The organism is Ferruginibacter profundus (genome assembly GCF_054783275.1).
The window spans coordinates 241,064-260,726 of sequence record NZ_BAAGQW010000002.1 but is presented as its reverse complement, the minus strand read 5'-3'; the positions used below and the strand labels follow the sequence as shown (position 1 = coordinate 260,726).

At 37.6% G+C, this 19,663-nt stretch carries 17 protein-coding genes; all 17 read left to right on the top strand.

Going from position 1 to position 19,663, the window contains the following annotated elements; translation table 11 throughout:
* Positions 1 to 5 precede the first annotated feature (5 nt).
* The 17 genes from ACYVM0_RS11235 to ACYVM0_RS11155 all read left to right on the top strand — a co-directional run bounded on the left by ACYVM0_RS11235 (position 6) and on the right by ACYVM0_RS11155 (position 19,617).
* Entirely contained in the window at positions 6 to 1,475 is a 1,470-nt protein-coding gene (locus tag ACYVM0_RS11235) for a V-type ATP synthase subunit I (protein WP_460557017.1), read from the top strand.
* Between the two features lie 11 nt (positions 1,476 to 1,486).
* Positions 1,487 to 1,939 carry a hypothetical protein gene (locus ACYVM0_RS11230; RefSeq protein WP_460557014.1) on the top strand — a complete coding sequence of 151 codons (453 nt, stop codon included), beginning with the start codon at positions 1,487 to 1,489 and terminating at the stop codon, positions 1,937 to 1,939.
* 63 nt (positions 1,940 to 2,002) lie between these two features.
* Positions 2,003 to 3,286 carry an efflux RND transporter permease subunit gene (locus tag ACYVM0_RS11225; protein ID WP_460557011.1) on the top strand — a complete coding sequence of 428 codons (1,284 nt, stop codon included), beginning with the start codon at positions 2,003 to 2,005 and terminating at the stop codon, positions 3,284 to 3,286.
* Between the two features lie 4 nt (positions 3,287 to 3,290).
* Positions 3,291 to 5,246 (top strand): efflux RND transporter permease subunit, encoded by a 1,956-nt coding sequence (locus ACYVM0_RS11220; RefSeq protein ID WP_460557007.1) that lies wholly within the window; start codon positions 3,291 to 3,293, stop codon positions 5,244 to 5,246.
* 11 nt (positions 5,247 to 5,257) lie between these two features.
* Entirely contained in the window at positions 5,258 to 5,923 is a 666-nt protein-coding gene (locus ACYVM0_RS11215; protein WP_460557004.1) for a DUF4136 domain-containing protein, read from the top strand.
* 11 nt (positions 5,924 to 5,934) lie between these two features.
* Complete coding sequence (locus ACYVM0_RS11210) at positions 5,935 to 6,801, top strand: PD-(D/E)XK nuclease superfamily protein (RefSeq protein WP_460557001.1); 867 nt, start codon at positions 5,935 to 5,937, stop codon at positions 6,799 to 6,801.
* Entirely contained in the window at positions 6,801 to 8,222 is a 1,422-nt protein-coding gene (locus ACYVM0_RS11205) for an MBL fold metallo-hydrolase RNA specificity domain-containing protein (RefSeq protein WP_460556998.1), read from the top strand. The genes ACYVM0_RS11210 and ACYVM0_RS11205 overlap by 1 nt, the downstream gene beginning before the upstream one ends.
* Before the next feature lie 11 nt (positions 8,223 to 8,233).
* Entirely contained in the window at positions 8,234 to 8,704 is a 471-nt protein-coding gene (locus ACYVM0_RS11200; protein ID WP_460556995.1) for a hypothetical protein, read from the top strand.
* A 24-nt stretch (positions 8,705 to 8,728) separates the two neighbouring features.
* Entirely contained in the window at positions 8,729 to 10,027 is a 1,299-nt protein-coding gene (locus ACYVM0_RS11195; protein WP_460556992.1) for a TolC family protein, read from the top strand.
* A 25-nt stretch (positions 10,028 to 10,052) separates the two neighbouring features.
* Positions 10,053 to 11,549 carry a multicopper oxidase family protein gene (locus ACYVM0_RS11190; protein ID WP_460556989.1) on the top strand — a complete coding sequence of 499 codons (1,497 nt, stop codon included), beginning with the start codon at positions 10,053 to 10,055 and terminating at the stop codon, positions 11,547 to 11,549.
* A 19-nt stretch (positions 11,550 to 11,568) separates the two neighbouring features.
* A complete protein-coding gene (locus ACYVM0_RS11185) occupies positions 11,569 to 12,918 on the top strand; it encodes an efflux RND transporter periplasmic adaptor subunit (protein ID WP_460556986.1) in 1,350 nt (449 codons plus the stop codon).
* Between the two features lie 86 nt (positions 12,919 to 13,004).
* Entirely contained in the window at positions 13,005 to 14,219 is a 1,215-nt protein-coding gene (locus ACYVM0_RS11180) for an efflux RND transporter periplasmic adaptor subunit (protein ID WP_460556984.1), read from the top strand.
* A 33-nt stretch (positions 14,220 to 14,252) separates the two neighbouring features.
* Positions 14,253 to 15,479, top strand: a complete 1,227-nt coding sequence (locus tag ACYVM0_RS11175; RefSeq protein ID WP_460556981.1) for an MFS transporter — start codon at positions 14,253 to 14,255, stop codon at positions 15,477 to 15,479.
* A gap of 293 nt (positions 15,480 to 15,772) precedes the next feature.
* Positions 15,773 to 16,441, top strand: a complete 669-nt coding sequence (locus ACYVM0_RS11170; protein WP_460556978.1) for a peptidase associated/transthyretin-like domain-containing protein — start codon at positions 15,773 to 15,775, stop codon at positions 16,439 to 16,441.
* Between the two features lie 36 nt (positions 16,442 to 16,477).
* Positions 16,478 to 17,209 (top strand): hypothetical protein, encoded by a 732-nt coding sequence (locus ACYVM0_RS11165; RefSeq protein ID WP_460556975.1) that lies wholly within the window; start codon positions 16,478 to 16,480, stop codon positions 17,207 to 17,209.
* Positions 17,164 to 18,219, top strand: a complete 1,056-nt coding sequence (locus ACYVM0_RS11160; protein WP_460556972.1) for an outer membrane beta-barrel family protein — start codon at positions 17,164 to 17,166, stop codon at positions 18,217 to 18,219. Before ACYVM0_RS11165 ends, ACYVM0_RS11160 begins: the two co-directional genes overlap by 46 nt.
* A 279-nt stretch (positions 18,220 to 18,498) precedes the next feature.
* Positions 18,499 to 19,617: a hypothetical protein gene (locus tag ACYVM0_RS11155; RefSeq protein WP_460556969.1), complete on the top strand. Its 1,119-nt coding sequence runs from the start codon at positions 18,499 to 18,501 to the stop codon at positions 19,615 to 19,617.
* Positions 19,618 to 19,663 lie beyond the last annotated feature (46 nt).

Here is a 19,663-nt window from a genome sequence, read left to right as displayed (position 1 = left end):
CAGACATGATTGTACCGATGACAGAATTTTCAATGCTTATCTTCCACGGGGATTATGATACTTTTTTGCCAGAGCTTAGAAAGATGGGCGTTTTTCATGTGGCTGAAAAGAACAAAAATGAAGATGCGGAGCAAACACAGCGCTGGCAAATGATCACTGAGATAGATGATGCCATTGAATTACTTCTTGCTCATAAACCGGAAGATAATGTGCCATCAACTGATGAAGGAAAAACAATTCCTGAAGTTTTGGAACACATAAAACAAGTAAAAGAAAAAGTAGAGGAAGTAGTTACTGAAGATTTGAAAAAAACTATCGAACAATATGCATCTGCATATCTGCCTTCATTACAAAAAAGAAAAAACGAACTCTATGAAGCGTATGAGTTAAACCGTGTGATAAAAAATACGCAGGATGCAGCCGATGGCAAAATAAAAATTCTTGAAGGTTTTGTTCCGCGGCCTCAGAAAAAAATATTTTCCGAATTTCTGGACAGAAAAGGAATTGTTTATATTAAAAAACGTTCACGGTTTTCTGATAACCCGCCAATACTGTTGCACAATAACTGGTTCAGCCGTCTATTTGAACCGATAGGCAGTCTGTTCTCGCTGCCAACTTATAAAGATCTGGACCTTACGGTTTTCTTCGCTCCATTCTTTGCACTGTTTTTCGGTTTCGGGATGAACGATGCCGGTTATGGATTGATATTACTTATAGGTGCAACTGTTATAAAATTTTTGGGTAAACCGAAAATTAAAAAATCATATCTCTCCCTTGCTCAACTACTCGGTGTCATTACATTTTTCTTCGGGCTACTCACAGGAAATATTTTCGGAGTTTCTATTGCTGAGTTTCCAGGTCTTTCTTTTTCAAAAGAGTTATTCCTTCGGGACAAACAGATTTTTACCCTTGCCATTGCCATCGGTTTCGTGCAGATTCTATTCGGTATGGCATTGCAGGGGCTAAATAAGATGGTAAAATTCGGTTTCAAATACGGTCTTCCTCAAGTAGGGTGGATAATGATTGTCCTCCATTTGCTCAACATGTTTTACTTTAAAATTCTGCCTTTGTATTCCCATGTTGACATTTATATCGGGCTGGCTTTAATTATATTTTTTGCCGATCCGGAAGCAGGTTTTTTTAAAGGCATTGGCACAGGAATTTGGGAATTGTTTAGTATCACAGGTCTGATGGGTGATGTGCTTTCTTATATCCGTCTTTTTGCACTTGGAGTTTCAAGCGCCATCCTCGCCCTGGTCATTAACAGCATCGCATGGCAAATTGAAAAAGTGTCATACATCGGGCCTGTCCTTTTTCTCATAGTACTGGTTTTTGGGCACACATTAAATCTCTTCGTGGCTTCGCTGGGTGCTTTCGTGCATACCATGCGCCTCACGTTTGTTGAATTTTATAAAAATGCTGGATTTACCGGAGGCGGAAATCCATATAAACCATTTGCAATTATTTCAAATTAAAAAAAATATTTATGACAAACTTATTTATTGCTCAATTGGGTCTTGCTTTAATGATAATTCTTCCGGGGGTAGGAAGTGCAATTGGGGTTTCAATCGGCGCTAATGCTACCATAGGTGCTTTAAAAAAGAAAGGTGATGCTTTTGGAAATTATATGCTACTTAGTGCACTTTCCGGCACACATGGATTGTTTGGCTTTGCTGCATTTTTTATTTTTTATCAAAAAGCAATTTTTACTCCAACTATTGAGCCTCTTACTGCAACAGCAGTATTGGGGGCTGGATTAATTATGGGAATTGTTGCGCCCTTTGCTGCCATCAAGCAAGGTCAGGTTTGTGCTCACGGCATTGCAGAAATCGCTTCGGGCAATGATGTGTTTGGCAAAACGATGATACTTGCTGTATTCCCTGAATTGTATTCCATTCTTGCATTTGCTGCTGCATTTTTAATCAGTAATAAATTGTAATTTACTAAAATTGGTTTATACCGGTCGAAGCTCATTTAAATAACATTAAAACTCAATCAAATTATGGTACAAGGTCTTATAAGATTTGCTTTACGAAACCGGTATATGGTCCTGCTTATGGCGGCCGTGCTTTTTGCCTGGGGGTTTAATTCAGTTAAAGAAAATCCGATTGATGCCATACCGGATTTATCGGAAAATCAGGTCATTGTTTTTACAGAATGGATGGGCCGCAGCCCGCAGTTGATGGAAGATCAGATTACTTATCCGCTGGTATCTAATCTCCAGGGTATTCCCCGTATAAAGAACATAAGAGGTACATCCATGTTCGGGATGAGTTTTGTGTATGTAATTTTTGAAGATAATGTTGACATCTATTGGGCCCGAACCCGTGTATTGGAACGATTAAACTATGCACAGCGGTTATTACCTCCGGGAATTACTCCTGCATTAGGTCCTGATGGTACAGGAGTAGGACATGTTTTCTGGTACCACCTTGACGCACCCAAAATGGATTTAGGTGAGCAACGGGCCTTGCAGGACTGGTATATAAAGTTTGCATTACAGACGGTGCCCGGTGTTGCCGAAGTTGCATCATTTGGCGGTTTTGAAAAGCAGTACCAGATTGTATTAGATCCGGTGAAGTTGCAGTTTTATAATATTTCATTAATGGATGTTATGAATAAAGTAAAAGCCAACAACAATGATGTGGGCGGACGAAAATTTGAAATGAGCGATATGGCCTATGTAATTCGTGGATTGGGTTATATTAAAAACAAAGAAGACGTGGAGAATATTTCATTAGGGCAATACAATGGAATCCCTGTAAGAGTAAAAGATCTAGGCAGTGTACAAATGGGTGGAGATTTACGATTAGGCATTTTTGACGAGAATGGAAAAGGTGAAGTGGTAGGCGGAATAATAGTAATGCGATATGGACAAAATGCTGATAAGGTAATACAAGCTGTTAAAGAAAAAATGAAGGAGGTGGAAAAAGGACTTCCGCCAGGTGTGTCTTTTAAAACTTCCTATGACAGGAGCGGACTAATAGAAGCGGCTATTGAAACAGTACGGGGAAAATTAATAGAGGAAATAATTGTGGTGTGTTTGGTCGTGTTGATTTTTCTTTTTCACTGGCGCAGTGCCTTGAGCATTATTATTCAAATTCCCCTGACAATTGCCATCAGTTTTATCCTGTTAAATGCATTTGGCCTGTCATCAAATTTAATGTCTTTAACTGGTATTGCATTAGCCATTGGCGTTATAGTGGATAATGGAATTATTATGTCCGAAAATAGTTATCGCCAGCTTTCTGAATGGCAAAATAATAATCACCCTGAAAAAAGTTAATCGTATGAATTTATTTAGAAAATTAAAAAACCGTTTCAGCAAAAAAGGTAAACCTGCCTACCGGGAAATTCCCGAGGACATTAGAATGTCAATCATAGAGCGTGCATGCCAACAGGTATCCAGGGGGGTATTCTTTTCTACCATTATTATTATTGCTTCTTTTCTGCCTGTATTTCTTTTGACAGGGCAGGAAGGAAAATTATTTCATCCCCTGGCTTATACTAAAACATTTATCCTGGCGGTAGATGCAATATTGGTACTAACGCTGGCCCCGGTGCTTATTTCTTTTTTTATGAAAGGTAAGTTTTTACCAGACAATGCTAATCCGGTAAACCGGGTACTTGAACGAATTTATGAGCCCGTTATTCGTGCCTGTATTAAAAGAAAATGGGTGACACTTGGTGTAAATATAGCAGCATTAATAATAAGTGTTCCGCTGGTTATGGGGCTTGGCCGTGAGTTTATGCCACCGCTGGATGAAGGGTCATTGTTATTTATGCCGGTAATGATGCCTGATGTTTCCAATTCAGAAGCTAAGCGTTTATTACAGGTTCAGGACAAGATTATTACTACTGTACCAGAGGTAGCGCATGTAATGGGTAAAGCGGGAAGGGCGTATACCGCAACTGATAATTCCCCCATCAGCATGGTAGAAACAATTATTATGCTAAAGCCAAGAAAGGAATGGAGGAAAGGTTTCACAAAAGACAGTATTATCAATGAATTGAATAGAAAACTACAGATACCCGGCGTTGTAAATGGCTGGACACAGCCTATAATTAATCGCATCAACATGCTTTCAACAGGTATCCGTACCGATGTTGGAATTAAAGTGTTTGGCCAGAATTTAGATACTATTTATGCCTTTGCACAACAGGTAGAGAAAGCACTAAGAGGTACCCCGGGCGTTAAAGATTTGTATGTAGAACCCATAAGCGGTGGTAAATATATTGATATAGCCATAAAGCGGGAAGAAATTGGAAGATACGGATTAAGCATTGACGATGTAAATGCGGTGGTAGAAAGTGCACTGGGCGGTATGCGCCTTACCACTACCATTGAAGGCCGCCAGCGTTTTTCTGTGAATGCACGTTTTGCCCAGGATTTCCGTAATAACATCCAGGCACTAAAAAGATTGCAGGTGCAAACAATGAGCTATGGCCCCATACCGCTGGAAGCAGTGGCGGATGTAAAAATTACCGAAGGCCCTCCTATGATTAATTCAGAAAATGCTATGCTTAGAGGAACTGTGCTTTTTAATGTAAGAGAAAGAGATTTGGCCAGTACCGTAGAGGAAGCACAAAAAAAACTGAGCGCCATGATTACAAAAATGCCGAAAGGTTATTATCTCAACTGGAGTGGTAATTATGAAAACCTGATACGTGGTGAAAAAACACTAAAAATGATATTGCCCATTGTATTGGTAATCATTTTTATGTGCATGTATTTTGCCTTTCATTCTGCAAGGGAGGCCTTCTTTAGCCTTATCTCTATTCCTTTTGCCCTGATTGGCGGAGCCTATTTTGTCTATTTCTGGGGAGTGAATCTTTCGGTAGCTGTATCAGTTGGCTTTATTGCATTGTTTGGTTTAGCAGTAGAAACAGGGATTGTAATGGTAATTTACCTAAACGATGCGATGCAGCAATTAGTTGCTAAAAAAGGGAATTCCCGGGAGACAATTACCAAAGCTGATTTAAAAGAATACGTAATAGCAGGCGCTGCCAAAAGGCTAAGGCCAAAGTTGATGACGGTTAGTGTCTCCTTATTTGGTTTAGTTCCCATTCTTTGGAGTACCGGTGTGGGAAGTGATGTTATGATACCTATAGTACTACCGATGATTGGTGGTGTACTGACTTCATCAACGCATATTCTTCTGGTAACACCATTGATATTTTTAATGCAAAAGGAATATGAATTAAGAAAACATGGCAAAATAGAAGTAATGGAAACGCATCATTAAAAAAAAGAGTCATGAGAATAAGCACAACATATTTTATAAAAAACCGGATCATAGTTGGTATTGCATTAATGGTACTGGCGGGATGCAGTCAAAAAATGTACAAAGATATACAAAGCAACTACGACCGGTCTACAGATTTTAAGCAGTACAAAACTTTTGCCTGGCTGCCGGATAAAGATTCCGGTGATGCAAAAACCGTTTTTGCAAGGATGCGGAATAATACCATGAACTATTTTACACATTGTATGGGAGAAAGGGGTTACAAAGTAAATACTGACAACCCGGATGTATTGTTGGAGCTAATTGTAAAAAGCAAAACACTCGAAAAGGCTGATCCTTCTGCTACAACGCCACTCAGCACAACAACAATAACAGAATTTGGTAATCCATTTTTACATCCCTTAAATAATCCGCTTAAATACAATAAGCCGTTTACCTATAAATATTTTAACTATCCAAAAGAAAATACTGCCCCTAGGGAAACCTATATTAAAAATTCAATTACGCTAAATGTTATTGACAGGGTGCAGGAAAAAATAGTATGGTCTGGAACGGCTAATGCAGATTTATATGATACAGCTTACCTGCAAATGAACCTTCACCCGGTAGTCTATGATATGCTGGAACAATATCCTGTAAAACCATTTCGCAAGCATCGAAGTGAAACAAAAAATTAAAAGCTGAAATAATGGCTAAGAGTAGACAAATATTAATAAAAAAACACAGTGGCGAACAGGAACCCTTTAATGCAGAACAATTACTGCATGCCTTGGGCAAGGCAGGTGCAAATGAAAGGTTAGCCACCGATATTCTCATAGATGTTGAAAGCAGGCTGTATGATGGAATCCCGACTAAAAAAATTTATAAAATGGCCATGAGTAAATTAAAAAGTCGTTCGAAGCCTATGGCCGCCAGATTTCATTTGAAACAGGCAATTATGGAATTAGGGCCATCCGGTTTCCCTTTTGAGAATTTTATTGCCGCTTTATTGAAAGAACAAGGTTATGCCATACAGGTAGGCATTACAGTGCAGGGCAAATGTGTAAAGCATGAAGTGGATGTAATAGCAGAAAAAGATAACCAGCATTTTATGATAGAATGTAAATATCATAATCAGCCGGGTACGGTATCAGACGTAAAAATTCCACTTTATATACATTCCCGTTTCCGGGATGTAGAAGAGCAATGGAAGCAAATACCTGGGCATGGTATGAAATTCCACCAGGGCTGGGTAGTTACCAATACAAGATTAACAACAGATGCAGTTCAATATGGTTCTTGTGCAGGTCTGCATTTATGGTCGTGGGATTATCCCTATGGTAAAGGATTAAAAGATATTATTGATGAAACAGGTTTGTATCCCCTAACCTGTCTTACCACATTGAGTGTACATGAAAAAAACGAATTATTAAATAAGCAGATCGTGATGTGTAAAGAACTCTGTCACAATCCTCAATTGTTATCACAAATCGGTATTAAAGAAGATAGAGCTGATAGGATTATCAGGGAAGGCCATGAATTATGTCATTCACTCATCCAAAAAAAACTTCACTAATGTATCAGTCAGACAATATATCCTTACAATTTTGCGGCGCAGCCGGAACAGTAACAGGCTCCAGGCATCTGCTGCGGCTAGGCATTCATACAATACTAATTGATTGCGGTTTATTCCAGGGTGAAAATGAAAAGCAATTAAATGCGTTGCCATTATCGGTTGCAGCAAACGATGTTGATTGCATCTTACTCACTCATGCTCACCTTGACCATACAGGTAATTTACCCCTTTTGGTTAAACAGGGATTTAAAGGGAAGATCTATGGAACTTCTCCAACATTACAGATAACTGAAATTATTTTATCCGACAGTGCTAAAATCCAGGAAGAGGAATATCGACAGGCGGAAGAGCGTAGCCATAATCGCAAACATAACCACAAAAAGCATGATCATTCTCAGGAAGAACCCATTTCTTTACCCGATTATTTAATGGATGATGTTCTTGATACAGTCAAACAATTTGTACCTGTTACTTCTGAAGAATGGTTTTCATTGTTTGATGATGTAGCAATCAGGTTTCGGTATAACGGGCATATTATAGGCGCTTCTTTTATCGAGATAAAATACGACAGCAAACAAATAGTTTTTTCCGGCGATATCGGGAGAGAGAATGATATTCTTCTTTTTCATCCTAATAAACCAGAGAATGCAGATATACTGGTAATTGAATCCACATACGGCAACCGTCTTCATCCCGATAATGCACAGCAGCAATTGGCTGATTGCATTAATGAAAGTGCAGACAATCAGGGTACAATTATCATTCCCAGCTTTGCAGTGGAACGTACCCAAATGTTGATGTACATGCTTTGGAAAATGAAGCAACAGGCGCTGATCCCTGATTTACCCGTTTATATGGATAGCCCCATGGGCAAAGATGTACTGGAAGTATTTCATCACAATAAAGGCTGGCATAAACTTCCACCAGATGAATGTACCCTTATGTGCAAATCAATACACCGTATTCAAAGTATTAAAGAAACATTTGAGGTTATTGATGATAAACAACCTAAGATAATCATCGCAGGCAGCGGGATGGTAACCGGTGGCCGGGTATTAACATATTTGCAATACTATATTGAAAACCCTTCAACAACCATTTTGCTTGCAGGGTTTCAGGCAAAAGGAACAAATGGAAGGTTATTACAGGATGGTGTTAAAGAAATACTGATACGTGGAAAAATGTATAAAGTAAAAGCAGGTGTCAGGACAATTGAAGGCCTATCGGGTCATGCAGACCAGGAAGAGTTGTTGAATTGGATGAATGCTCTTCAAAATAAACCAGAAAAAATATTTATTGTACATGGGGAGCCTGAAGCTGCTGAATGTTTAAAAAATAAAATTAAAGAAGTGTATGATATGAAAGCAGAAGTAGCTGTGATGCATAAGCCAGGTTCCGCAACTAAAATAATTTCCAAATAGCATATTTAAAAATGAAAAATCAATTTAATATGAAAACGAAATATTATTCCCCGATTGTTTTTGTTCTTTTTCTGCTGTCTCTAATCTCTTGCAATTCTGGCAGAGATAATGCAGCAAACAATAAAAATAATGTGGCTACTTCTGCAATTATTTTTTCAGATACTGCCATCACTAAACTTCCAAATAAGCAGGTTTGTATGATCAATAACAGGTTTATGAACTCTGATCAAATTGCAGTCCCCATAGATAATAAAACGTATTACGGTTGCTGTGAAGGATGTGTAAAAGCTCTTAATGAAGACTCAACTACACACTATACCGCCGATCTGCTATCTGGTGAACAGGTAGATAAAGCCAGTGCTTTTATTATTGGCAAGCCCGGTTCAAAGGAAGATGTTTTATATTTTAAAACAGAGATAAATGCAAGGGAGTATTTCACTAAAACATTTCATCCAGGGAAAGGCTCAAAATCAATTCAATAACGGTTTTAAACATTAGTAAACAATATGAATTACACAATTAGAATACAAAATAATAGCACAATTGATTTAATGCGAAAAATGCTGTTCACAGTTTTTAGCCTAACAGTTTTCGCTGTTTTTACTGGTAATGCTCAACAAATAAGCATCAGTACAATTCTTGATTCTATCCAGGCAAATAGTCCATCTTTGAAAATGTATGATGCAGAAGTACGTTCATTAGATGAAGCGGCCAAAGGAGCTAAAAGCTGGATGGCCCCTGAATTGTCATCGGGTTTTTTTATGGTGCCATACGCTCCCCGTTACTGGAAATCAATGAATGGACAACCTGGTATGGGGCAATACACTATAGCAGCACAGCAAATCATTCCCAATCCTAAGCGGTTAAATGCAGATTATAAATACATGTCATCCATGTCATCTGTAGAAGCAGAAAAAAAAGGTTATACATTAAATCAATTATATGCTGATGCAAAGAAGAATTATTATGAATGGATAGTAATCAAAAAGCAGTTGTTGATTTTAGATGACAATGAAAAGCTTTTAAATTATATGATTCAAAGTGCTGAGATACGCTATAAAAATGGGCTTGAAAAGATTAACGCTTATTATAAAGCAAAGGCGGCTCTTGCGAATGTGCAAAGTATGAGGATTATGCTGGAGAATGAAATAAAACAAAGGAAATATAACATCAATACATTAATGTACAGGGATAAAACTATTGAATTTGATATTGATACTTCATACACATTCAATAGCTATCAAAATCTGGCATTTGATACTACATTGTTTGTAACAAACAGGAGTGACATAAAAGCTATTGAAAAAGAAATGTATGTTAATATATTAAAGCAGGAAACCGAAAGAACGAGGCTGCTGCCGGAGTTTGGTTTTCGGTTTGAAAACGCTTACGGTTGGGCAAGGCAGCCCATGCAGTTTACTGCAATGGCAATGGTGCGTTTGCCGATGGCCCGGTGGTCGGCAAAAATGAATAAAGCAAATATTGAAAGTCTTAAATGGAAAAACGAATCATTGAACCAGCAAAAGAAAATGATTTTAAATGAATCAACAGGGATGGCATATGGTATACGAACTGACATTCTCAATAAAAGCAAACAAATAAAATTATACGAAGAGAAAATTCTACCGGCACTTCGCAGAAACTATCAGACCTATCAATTATCATATGAACAAAATACTGAAGAGCTATTTGAATTATTCGATGCATGGGAAACATTAAATATGACACAGCTTGAATATTTAAAGCAATTGCAGGAATTGCTAACGATGCAGGTTGAACTGGAAAGGATCTTACAAATAAAATAATTATTCATTATAAAACCTTTTAACTATGAAACGCAGGGAGTTTATTAAAAACACAGGTCTGGGTGCAGGTGGTATATTAACAGCCGGTTCAGTTGCCACCATTTTAGCAGCATGTAATAAAAACAACATGATGGGTGGCAATGGCATGAATATGGGCGGCCAGCCAGTTCCTGTAACAGAAGGGAATTTCAGCAGGTTACTTCCTGTACCCAATACAGTAACGGGAAGTGCGGCATTAACTGCACAGGCAACAACGGCAAATATTAATGGTAGCAATATTTCAGTGTTGGGTTACCAGGCTAACGGAATATTGGGTCCTACTATTCGTGTTAACAGTAGCATAACTGCCAATATCAATTTTCAGAATAATCTTTCTGAAAAAACTAATATCCACTGGCATGGTTTAAAAATTCCTGCTAATATGGATGGCCATCCTGAAGCTGTTATAAATCCCGGCAGTGGGTTTAATTATCAATTCGCAATTAATCAACGGGCCGGGTTATGTTGGTATCATCCGCATCCTGAGGGAGCAACCGCCAGACAGGCTTTCCAGGGTTTAGCTGGGTTGTTTATAATTAACGATGCAGAGGAAGCAGCTTTAAATCTTCCCTCTGGTAATTATGAAATCCCCTTGGTAATACAGGACAAACGACTTACTGCATCTGGCATCACTTATAACCCCTCTATGGGAGAAGTAATGTCAGGTTATATGGGTGAAACCATTGTTGTAAATGGGGAAGCATCACCTTACACAGAGGTAGCAACAAGATTTTACAGGTTACGGATATTAAATGGTTCTAATGCCCGTATCTATAACCTTGCTTTAAGTAATAATGCTGATTTAATGATTATTGGAAATGATGGCGGGTTATTAAAAAATCCTGTAGCAGTTAAAAATATTTTATTGGCACCGGGTGAAAGGTTAGATGTGTTGTTAAACTTTGCCGGGCTTAACACGGGCACGGATATATTTTTAGAAAGCAAAATGTTTGATAACGCTGGCAGTGCACAAGGTAGGCAAGGGTTTAAGATTATGAAGTTTAAAGTAACGCAAATTGTAAATGATGTGTTTACTTTTCCAGCCTCGCTTTCTTCTGTCAATGCTATTTCTCCTTCCTCATCGTCAAAGACAAGGAACTTTGTTATAAATGCTATGCAAATGAGCAGTGGTATGAATATGACTGGTATTCACAAAATCAATGATAAGATTTATGACAAAAACAGGATTGATGAAAATGTATCGGCCAATGCAACTGAGATATGGATATTTGATAATTCCCAGGGTGAAGAACCTCATCCTATACATCTGCATGGTGTACATTTTCAGGTATTGGAAAGAAGCGGTGGCCGTACACAGTTGATAGCTTCAGAAAGCGGCTGGAAGGATACTGTTTTAGTATTACCCCGTGAGGTAGTAAAAATCATTATTCCATTTTCAACAACAACAGGTGTTTTCGTTTTCCACTGTCACAATCTTGAACATGAAGATGATGGCATGATGTTACAATATCAATTAACTTAAAAGAATTTATTACTCTGTTATGAAAAAAAAGAAAATAGCAATTATCATATCATCGGTACTGATTTTACTGGTTGTGTCCGCTTGGATATATTTTAAAATACTGATCCCAAAAAATGCTACACATACCCAGCACGAAGAGATGGCTGGAATGGAAAACATGGACATGGATAGTAAGGATGGGAATATGAGTGCTTCTTCCGCAGAAGAGAAGGTATTATACACCTGTTCCATGCATCCCCAAATTATCCGAGACAAACCTGGCGATTGCCCTATTTGTGGAATGCACCTGGTAAAAAAGGAAAGTGCAAGCAAAGAAATACACGATGTTTCTTTGCATACTTTACTGCAGCCGACCAATGGCTATGCAATTTCTACCATACCTTCTACAACACTATTAAGCAGTGAAGAACCCGTAGAAATTAATGCACTTGGTTATACAGCGTACAACACTACCGAAGTCGGAGCAATATCTGCACGGATAAGTGGAAGGATTGAAAAGTTGTATGTCCGGTATCGCTACCAGTTGATTAAACAAGGGCAAAAAATAATGGACATTTACAGCCCTGAGTTGCTTACCGCACAGCAAAATCTTTTATTTCTGATAAAAAACGATCCATCCAACAGCTCATTAATTAATGCAGCTAAAGAAAAATTATTGTTGCTTGGTTTTCCTGGTGAACAACTACAGCAGGTGGTAAGTACACAAAAACCACTTTTTACTGTACCTGTTTACAGCAGGTACAGCGGTCATATTCATGAGGCGTTAAATACGGAGATGAGTAACTCCGTTCCGGAAGCTCCCGCTATGAATGAAGCTACATCACTAACAACCCAAGAGCTTAGCCTTAAAGAAGGAATGTATTTACAAAAGGGGCAGACTATTTTTAAAGTTTATAACCCTAATAAAGTGTGGGCTTTGCTGAATATCTATCCATCAGACCAGGTGTTTATTAAAGTCGGCAATAAAGTAAAAATTGTACCAGAAGCTAAACCAGATAAAGATTTTAACAGCTCTATTTATTTTATTGAACCTTTTTTCAGACCCGGAAGTAAAACATTAACGGCAAGGGTAAATATTGATAACAGTGCTTTGCAATTACCCATCGGCAGCCAGTTACGGGCTACTATTTTCAGCAACGCAATAAATGCGAAATGGTTGCCAAAGGAAGCCATACTATCATTGGGGCTTGCGAAAGTTGTATTTGTAAGAAGTGGTAACGGGTACAAAACACAGAAGGTTGAAACAGGAGTAGTCTATAAAAATTTAATTCAAATAACAGGGGGTATTACTGAAGCAGACTCTGTGGCAATAAATGCACAGTTTTTAATGGATAGCGAAAGTTTCATAAAAATCAGGGATAAGGACTAATAAACTAAAAACAAAAGGCAAGTGTTAAACTTGAGAAAAAAGGTAATAGTGACATTGGTGGACGGTAACAACAAAATATATAAAAGATGAAAAAAATATTTATCGTAGTACTTGTTTTCTTATTTGCTGGATGCAAAAATAAGAATGAGAAAGTCGCAGCCCATGCAGAACACAATATGGAAATGAACGACGTATATTATACCTGTTCAATGCACCCGCAGGTAATGCAGGATAAACCAGGCAACTGCCCTATATGCGGCATGAAATTGATAGAAGCTAAAAAGGGCGAATCAACTGATCCGAATGAAGTAAAGCTTAGTGACCAGCAAATTCAATTGGGCAATATCTCAGCAGACACAATCCGCAGCGGAATGATTGGCGACAAGATGGTACTTACTGCAACACTGAATGCCGATCAGCAAAAAATCAATGCGGTAAGTGCAAGGGTGATGGGAAGAATTGAACGGCTTTACTTCAAAAACCTGGGCGACTATGTTAATAAAGGAGATAAATTATTTGATATATACAGTGAGGAGTTGAATAATGCCAAGCAGGAATATATATTGGCACTTGAAAAACAAAAGACTCTTGATAACACAATTGTTGATTTTACAGCGTTGTTACAAAGTGCAAAAAATAAATTACTACTGTGGGGTTTATCTGAAAAACAAATACAAGAGATAGCTGAAAAGAAAACTACAACAACCCTTACCACTTTTTATAGCCCTGTTGCAGGGTATATTACCACATTGGATATAAAGGAAGGAGAATACACAATGGAAGGGGGTACTATTGTGCGGATAGCAGACTTATCAACCCTTTGGGCAGAAGCACAGGTTTACACATCCCTATTATCGCAGATAGATAATAATGCAGTTGCCTCTGTTCAATTCCCCGATTTACCTGGCAAACAATCAAATGGAAAGATTGAATTTATGAACCCTGAAATTAATCCCCAAACCCGTATTACCCTGCTACGGGTAAATGTAGCCAACTCAGAAAAACTATTAAAACCCGGCATGCCTGCTTATGTAACTATCAAAGGAAAACAGGTAAACACATTAACCCTGCCATCTGATGCAGTACTCCGTACTGGCACCGGCGCATCTGTTTGGATACAAACAGGTAACCATACTTTCAAAAGCAGGATGGTTCAAATAGGGATGGAAGATGGAGAAAGGGTTGAGATAAAATCAGGCCTTCAACCCGGAGACGTTGTGGTGATCACCGGAGCTTATTTGTTAAACAGTGAATTTATTTTTAAGAAAGGTGCAAATCCAATGGAGGGAATGAAAATGTAGCAAGGATGGCTGGGAATATTTAACATGATTGAGGTGAAAAAATACGACAAAGGAAAAATAATACTCCTTTGCGGAGTGTTTTTGGTAATGACTGGATTTGGAATGACACTTCCTGTACTTCCGTTTTTTATTGAAAAGTTTCTTTCGTACAGGGATATTTCATCCAAAACGGTTTCACTTCATATAGGATTAATAACTGGTGCTTTCCCGCTAACACAATTCCTTTTCGCACCTTACCTCGGTTCACTCTCTGATAAACTTGGGAGAAGGCCACTCATATTAACAGGCATTGCAGGATTCTCAATTTCTACCATTGTCTTTTCATTGGGTGGAAGTTTGATTCTACTTTATATCTCCCGTTTGATAGCAGGAGTTTTTACAGCCTCTTTTGTAACTGCATCGGGTGCTTACATTGCTGATAAAACTCCAAAAGAAAAAAGAGGAAAGAATTTTGCAATATTGAATGGTGTAGCAGGATTAGGTGCTGTTACTGGTCATTTGCTGGGTAATCTTTTTTCAAACATCAGCATTCACCTTAAATTTCTATTCACACAGTTAACACTTGATAAATTTTCTACCCTCTTTGTTTTTTCTTCTTTGCTTACAATATCAGCACTGGTATTGTATGTAATTCTATTGCCGGAATCACTCAATATCTCTACTAAAACAATAAAACAAAAGGAAACAAAAACCAAAATATCTTTTGTCCCAAACTTTAAATTGATTAAAAAGGCATTCATCGCATTGTTGGCATTATCTTTCTTCAGCCAGATTGCACATTCCCTGTTTGAAGGCACATTTGCAATTCATTCACAACGTTTTTTTTCTTTTGGACCAAAGCAAATGAGCATTGTCCTTATTATTTGTGGTTTGCTGATGGGCTTACTGCAATTAGGGCCCATTGCATGGTTAATTGAAAAGAAAGGTGAAAGGGCATTATTGCCTTTCGGTTGTCTGCTCCTGGGTATTGGTATGTTTATGCTTACCATTTCAAGGGAAATGGGATGGATTTTGTTTTACGTCTCATTTATCTCCGTCGGAATAGCAATCCTCACACCGAGCCTGACTTCACTTGTTACAAAGGATTCTGGAAAAGAATATGGAACGTCGTTGGGTATTTTTAGTGCCGTTAATAGCTTAGGCCAGGTTACAGGGGTGGTAATGGGAGGAATAATTATGATATGGTCTGACCACCTTGGATATTGGGTTATTGCAACGATTCTGATTATATTTGCCGTTGTTATTATCAAAAATAAATAACTCCTGATACGCTGTAAGGCAATTCATACGCCTGAATTAATATTAAAGAGTATCGATAACGGGGACGTCTGAATATTATTATAAACAACTCGTAATGACTGCGATAAAATCAATAGGACAATTTTTATGGAAAATCTTCAAAGTCATTTTTGTAAGGAAAAAGGATTGCTGTAGATAATGTATTTTGCTTTTATAAAGGATATACAAATGGAAACTTATTCTTACTCATCCTGCAACACAAATAGTGAAGACAATAAAGTGGAAGATCCCTGTTTCAAAATGGTTACATATTTATGAAATTACATCCCAGGCGAATAAAGCTTATCTTTTTTCTTTTAGCATATTTAATTGTCTGTTCTACTCAGCTTCATGCACAATACAGAATCATTAAGGGAAAGGTACATGATGCTTATGCACATACGCCGCTTGAATATGCCACGGTGTCTTTATTACGAAAAGATTCAGTCATAATTCAAAGTGTTGCCACTAACAAATCGGGTGAGTTTGCAATAAAAGGTTCAACTTCTAAAGACCTTATTTTACAAATACAATTTATAGGCTATTTCAGGTTTGATACATTGATTGTAAAAGATGAAACCAAAAAAGAAATTTTGCTCCCTGATATTCTGCTGTCACATTCCGCTTCTTCTTTGCAGGACGTAACAGTTACCGGCAAAAAAAATAATTCATCTGTTCAACTGAACAAACAAATTATTCAGGCCAGGCAATTTGCTAATGCGGCCAATGGCACAGGGCTTGATTTGGTGCAGCGGTTGCAGTCTGTTACTGTTAATACGGAGGGAAATGTATTACTGCGGGGTAGCAGTAATTTTCAGGTTCTTATCAATGGAAAATTTACCAACCGTACACCTGCCGAAGTGCTGGCACAAATTCCGGCAAATGCAATTGAAAGTATAGAAATGGTAACAACTCCCTCGGCCAGTTATGATGCAGAAGGTTAGGCAGGTGTTATCAATATCATTACAAAGAAAAATGTATTGCTCGGTTGGAGTATTACTGGTAACAGCATGTTTGGAGGTGTTGACCCTTTACGTTTTGGAGGTGATATTTCCATTAATTATGCCACAGCAAAATGGAACAGTTTTATTTCGGCTGATGCAAGGCAATATAATATCAAAGGCTATCGCATTGGTGAAGTGCGGACAATTTATAATGACACCGTTACTTTTCAGCCTTCAGATGGTATTCGTCCATTAAAAGATAAACAATACGGAATAAGAGCAGGAACAACTTACACTTTCAATAGCAGCAATATTTTAAATATAGGTGCCTACTATGGTTATAAACAAAACGACCGCACTGCCAACCTGCATTATAAAGAGTATATTAAAACCAATACTCCGTTGGATTTATATAATCAAAACTGGTCAGCGCCTTATAAAATATTTTATAATCAAAATTTATTTGTACGCACCGGAGAGTTCTTTACTATGAATGCAGACTATACTCACAGGTTTAAAAATAAAAACAAACTGAGTGTGCTGGGCATTTATGAATACTCGGTATTGGGCGGACCGCTTCGCAACCAGGATAATGATGAAGCAAGCGGAGTATTATTATTAAAAGAGCGTTCAGATGAACTTAGCCCTTTAAATGGATGGCGACTACAAACAGACTATTCCATACCGTTAAAGAATAAAAATAAAATAGAGCTGGGCTATCAGTGGCGGTATGTTCATCACAAAGTGATTTTAGTTTTGAAAGATTGAATATTACAAACGGCTCATGGGAAAAAGACCCTGCTTTCAATGACAAGCTCGACCTGAAGCAATCCATTCATGCAGGATATGTTCAGTATTCAGGCCAGCATAAAATCTTTTCGTATAATATTGGGTTGAGGGGAGAATATATGAACAGAAATTTCAATCATACATCAGGTGCTGTACCGTTTAAGATTGAGCAGGTAAATTTATTTCCATCTGTACAGGGCTTATGGAGTTTACCTAAGAACCAGAAATTGAGAATCGGCTATTCAAAAAGAATAGACAGGCCTACCACAAGGCTAATGTCTTCATTCAAAAATCATCGTCATTCGGAGTTTATAGAAGTAGGCGATCCCGGATTACTTCCTGAAATAACCAATGTAGTTGAAATATCGTATTCTAAGAGCTGGAAAAAAATAAACATTACCACAACCGCTTATTTCAATAAAGTAAAAGATAAAATATTCCGGGTCAATGAGGTGTACAGTCGCATCACTTTATTAAGAACATTTACCAATGCAGGCAATACAACATCCGAGGGGCTTGAATATTCATCAGAAGTAAAGCCATTATCATGGCTCCGCTTCTATCTTTCGGGCAATTTTTATCAGCTTCATGTTGCAGGATTTGTAAAAGGAGTTGATGAGAATCAAAACAGTTTCAATTATAACATCAATGGTAATACATCTGTTGACTTCAGCAAGAAATTCAAATTTCAGTTGGATGGAAATTATATTTCAAAAACCGTGACAGCACAGGGAGAAGATGGCGAATTGTTTTTGGCAAATGCGGGGCTAAGATATTTATGGAGCAACAAATTAACTGCCGGGCTATTACTGCAAAACCTTTTCAACAGCAATCACCAAACCATTGCCAATAAGGGCAATAATTTTTATGTGATTACCAATTATATTAAGTACGATAGAGTATTACAGTTAAGTATAAGTTTTCGCTTAAATGATACAGACAAAAAAGGCAAAGCTGTGAGAACTGAATACGGGGAAAAGGACTTTTAATTTCAGCTAATTACCATAACAATAGTTAGATGCTCTGAGTAATGAAAATCCTGTAACACAGAAGGCAATTTTTCGGAAGGGTCTTCAAAGCCAACGCAGTAAGAAAGAAGGATTGCCGCAAATGATGTATTTTGCTGTTTTAACAAGTATATGAACAGCAACCTTTCTCAAATCATCCAGCAATACAAAACAGATAAGCAATCTGTTTATAACACATGGTTCATTAATAATGAAGAACGGCTAAAGGCTTTTCGTTCCATCCGCAGAGGTGTTATGCAGGTGATTGATGATATTAAAAACAAAAAGTTTCCAAATGATTTCAAGGGTTCGTCATTAGAGTTTGTGCTTACCTGTATCACAGAACAAAAACAGGTATTTGAGGGAGCTTCCCATCCTTTTTACTGGAAACCCAAATTAAGAATACCGGATATTTATGAAAATGAACTCAACAAAGTGGCTTTCGGACAATTTTTAGAAAACTGTTTGAATGCAAAGACTGAAGAACAAATCCTTACAGAAATTATCAGGCTGGACAGTTTAAAAATAAAAGGGCTTGGCCCAGCGGTAGCAAGTATTTTGTATTTTTTGCATCCTACCATTATACCTCCATTTAATACAGCAATTATTAATGGCTTTAATTTTTTATTCAAAGACAAAAAGAAATTGGGTAGCTGGAGTGAATATTTAAAGTTAAGAGAAGTAATGATTGATACTAATAACCAGCAGCGTTCCGAATTATCATCTGACCTGGGAGCTATTGCAGGCTTGCTGTTTGAAATAGGAACACAGAAATTAGTTTTAGGCAGCGATGAATATTTGTCAGAACCAGAACGTAAAAAATTAGAAAAGCTAATTGAGAAAAGACAGCAGGATGTGCAGCTTGAAAAAGAAGAAGAAAACCTGCATACCGAAATGCAATTTCATTTACTAAAGATTGGAAATGCTTTGGGCTATGATGTTATTGCTGCATCTAATGACCGTTCAAGGTCATATTGTGGTAACAATTTTTCATTTATGAGTTTACAGCAGTTTCCTGAAATTAATCTGGATAAAGAAACATTGAACACGGTAAAGTTAATTGATGTCCTTTGGTTTCAGAAAGGAACTAATAATGTTATCGCAGCATTTGAAGTGGAAAAAAGTACCAGCATTTATTCAGGCATTTTACGGTTAACAGATTTGAGTTATACAATTGCGGACGGAGATGAAGTTTTTTATCTTATAGTTCCTGATAAGAGGGAGAAGGATGTTTGCTTGCAGTTGTGCCGTCCTGCTATAAAACAAAATAACGTTGTAATTAAATACATCCTGTTTTCAGAACTTCGCAATCACTGCGATGCCCTTTGCAAATTTGGCCAAAGCCATCATATTATGGAAAAGATTGCGAAGGCAGTGTAAAATCAAAAGAGGTTATTCAAGCGAATAACCTCTTTTGATAATTTAG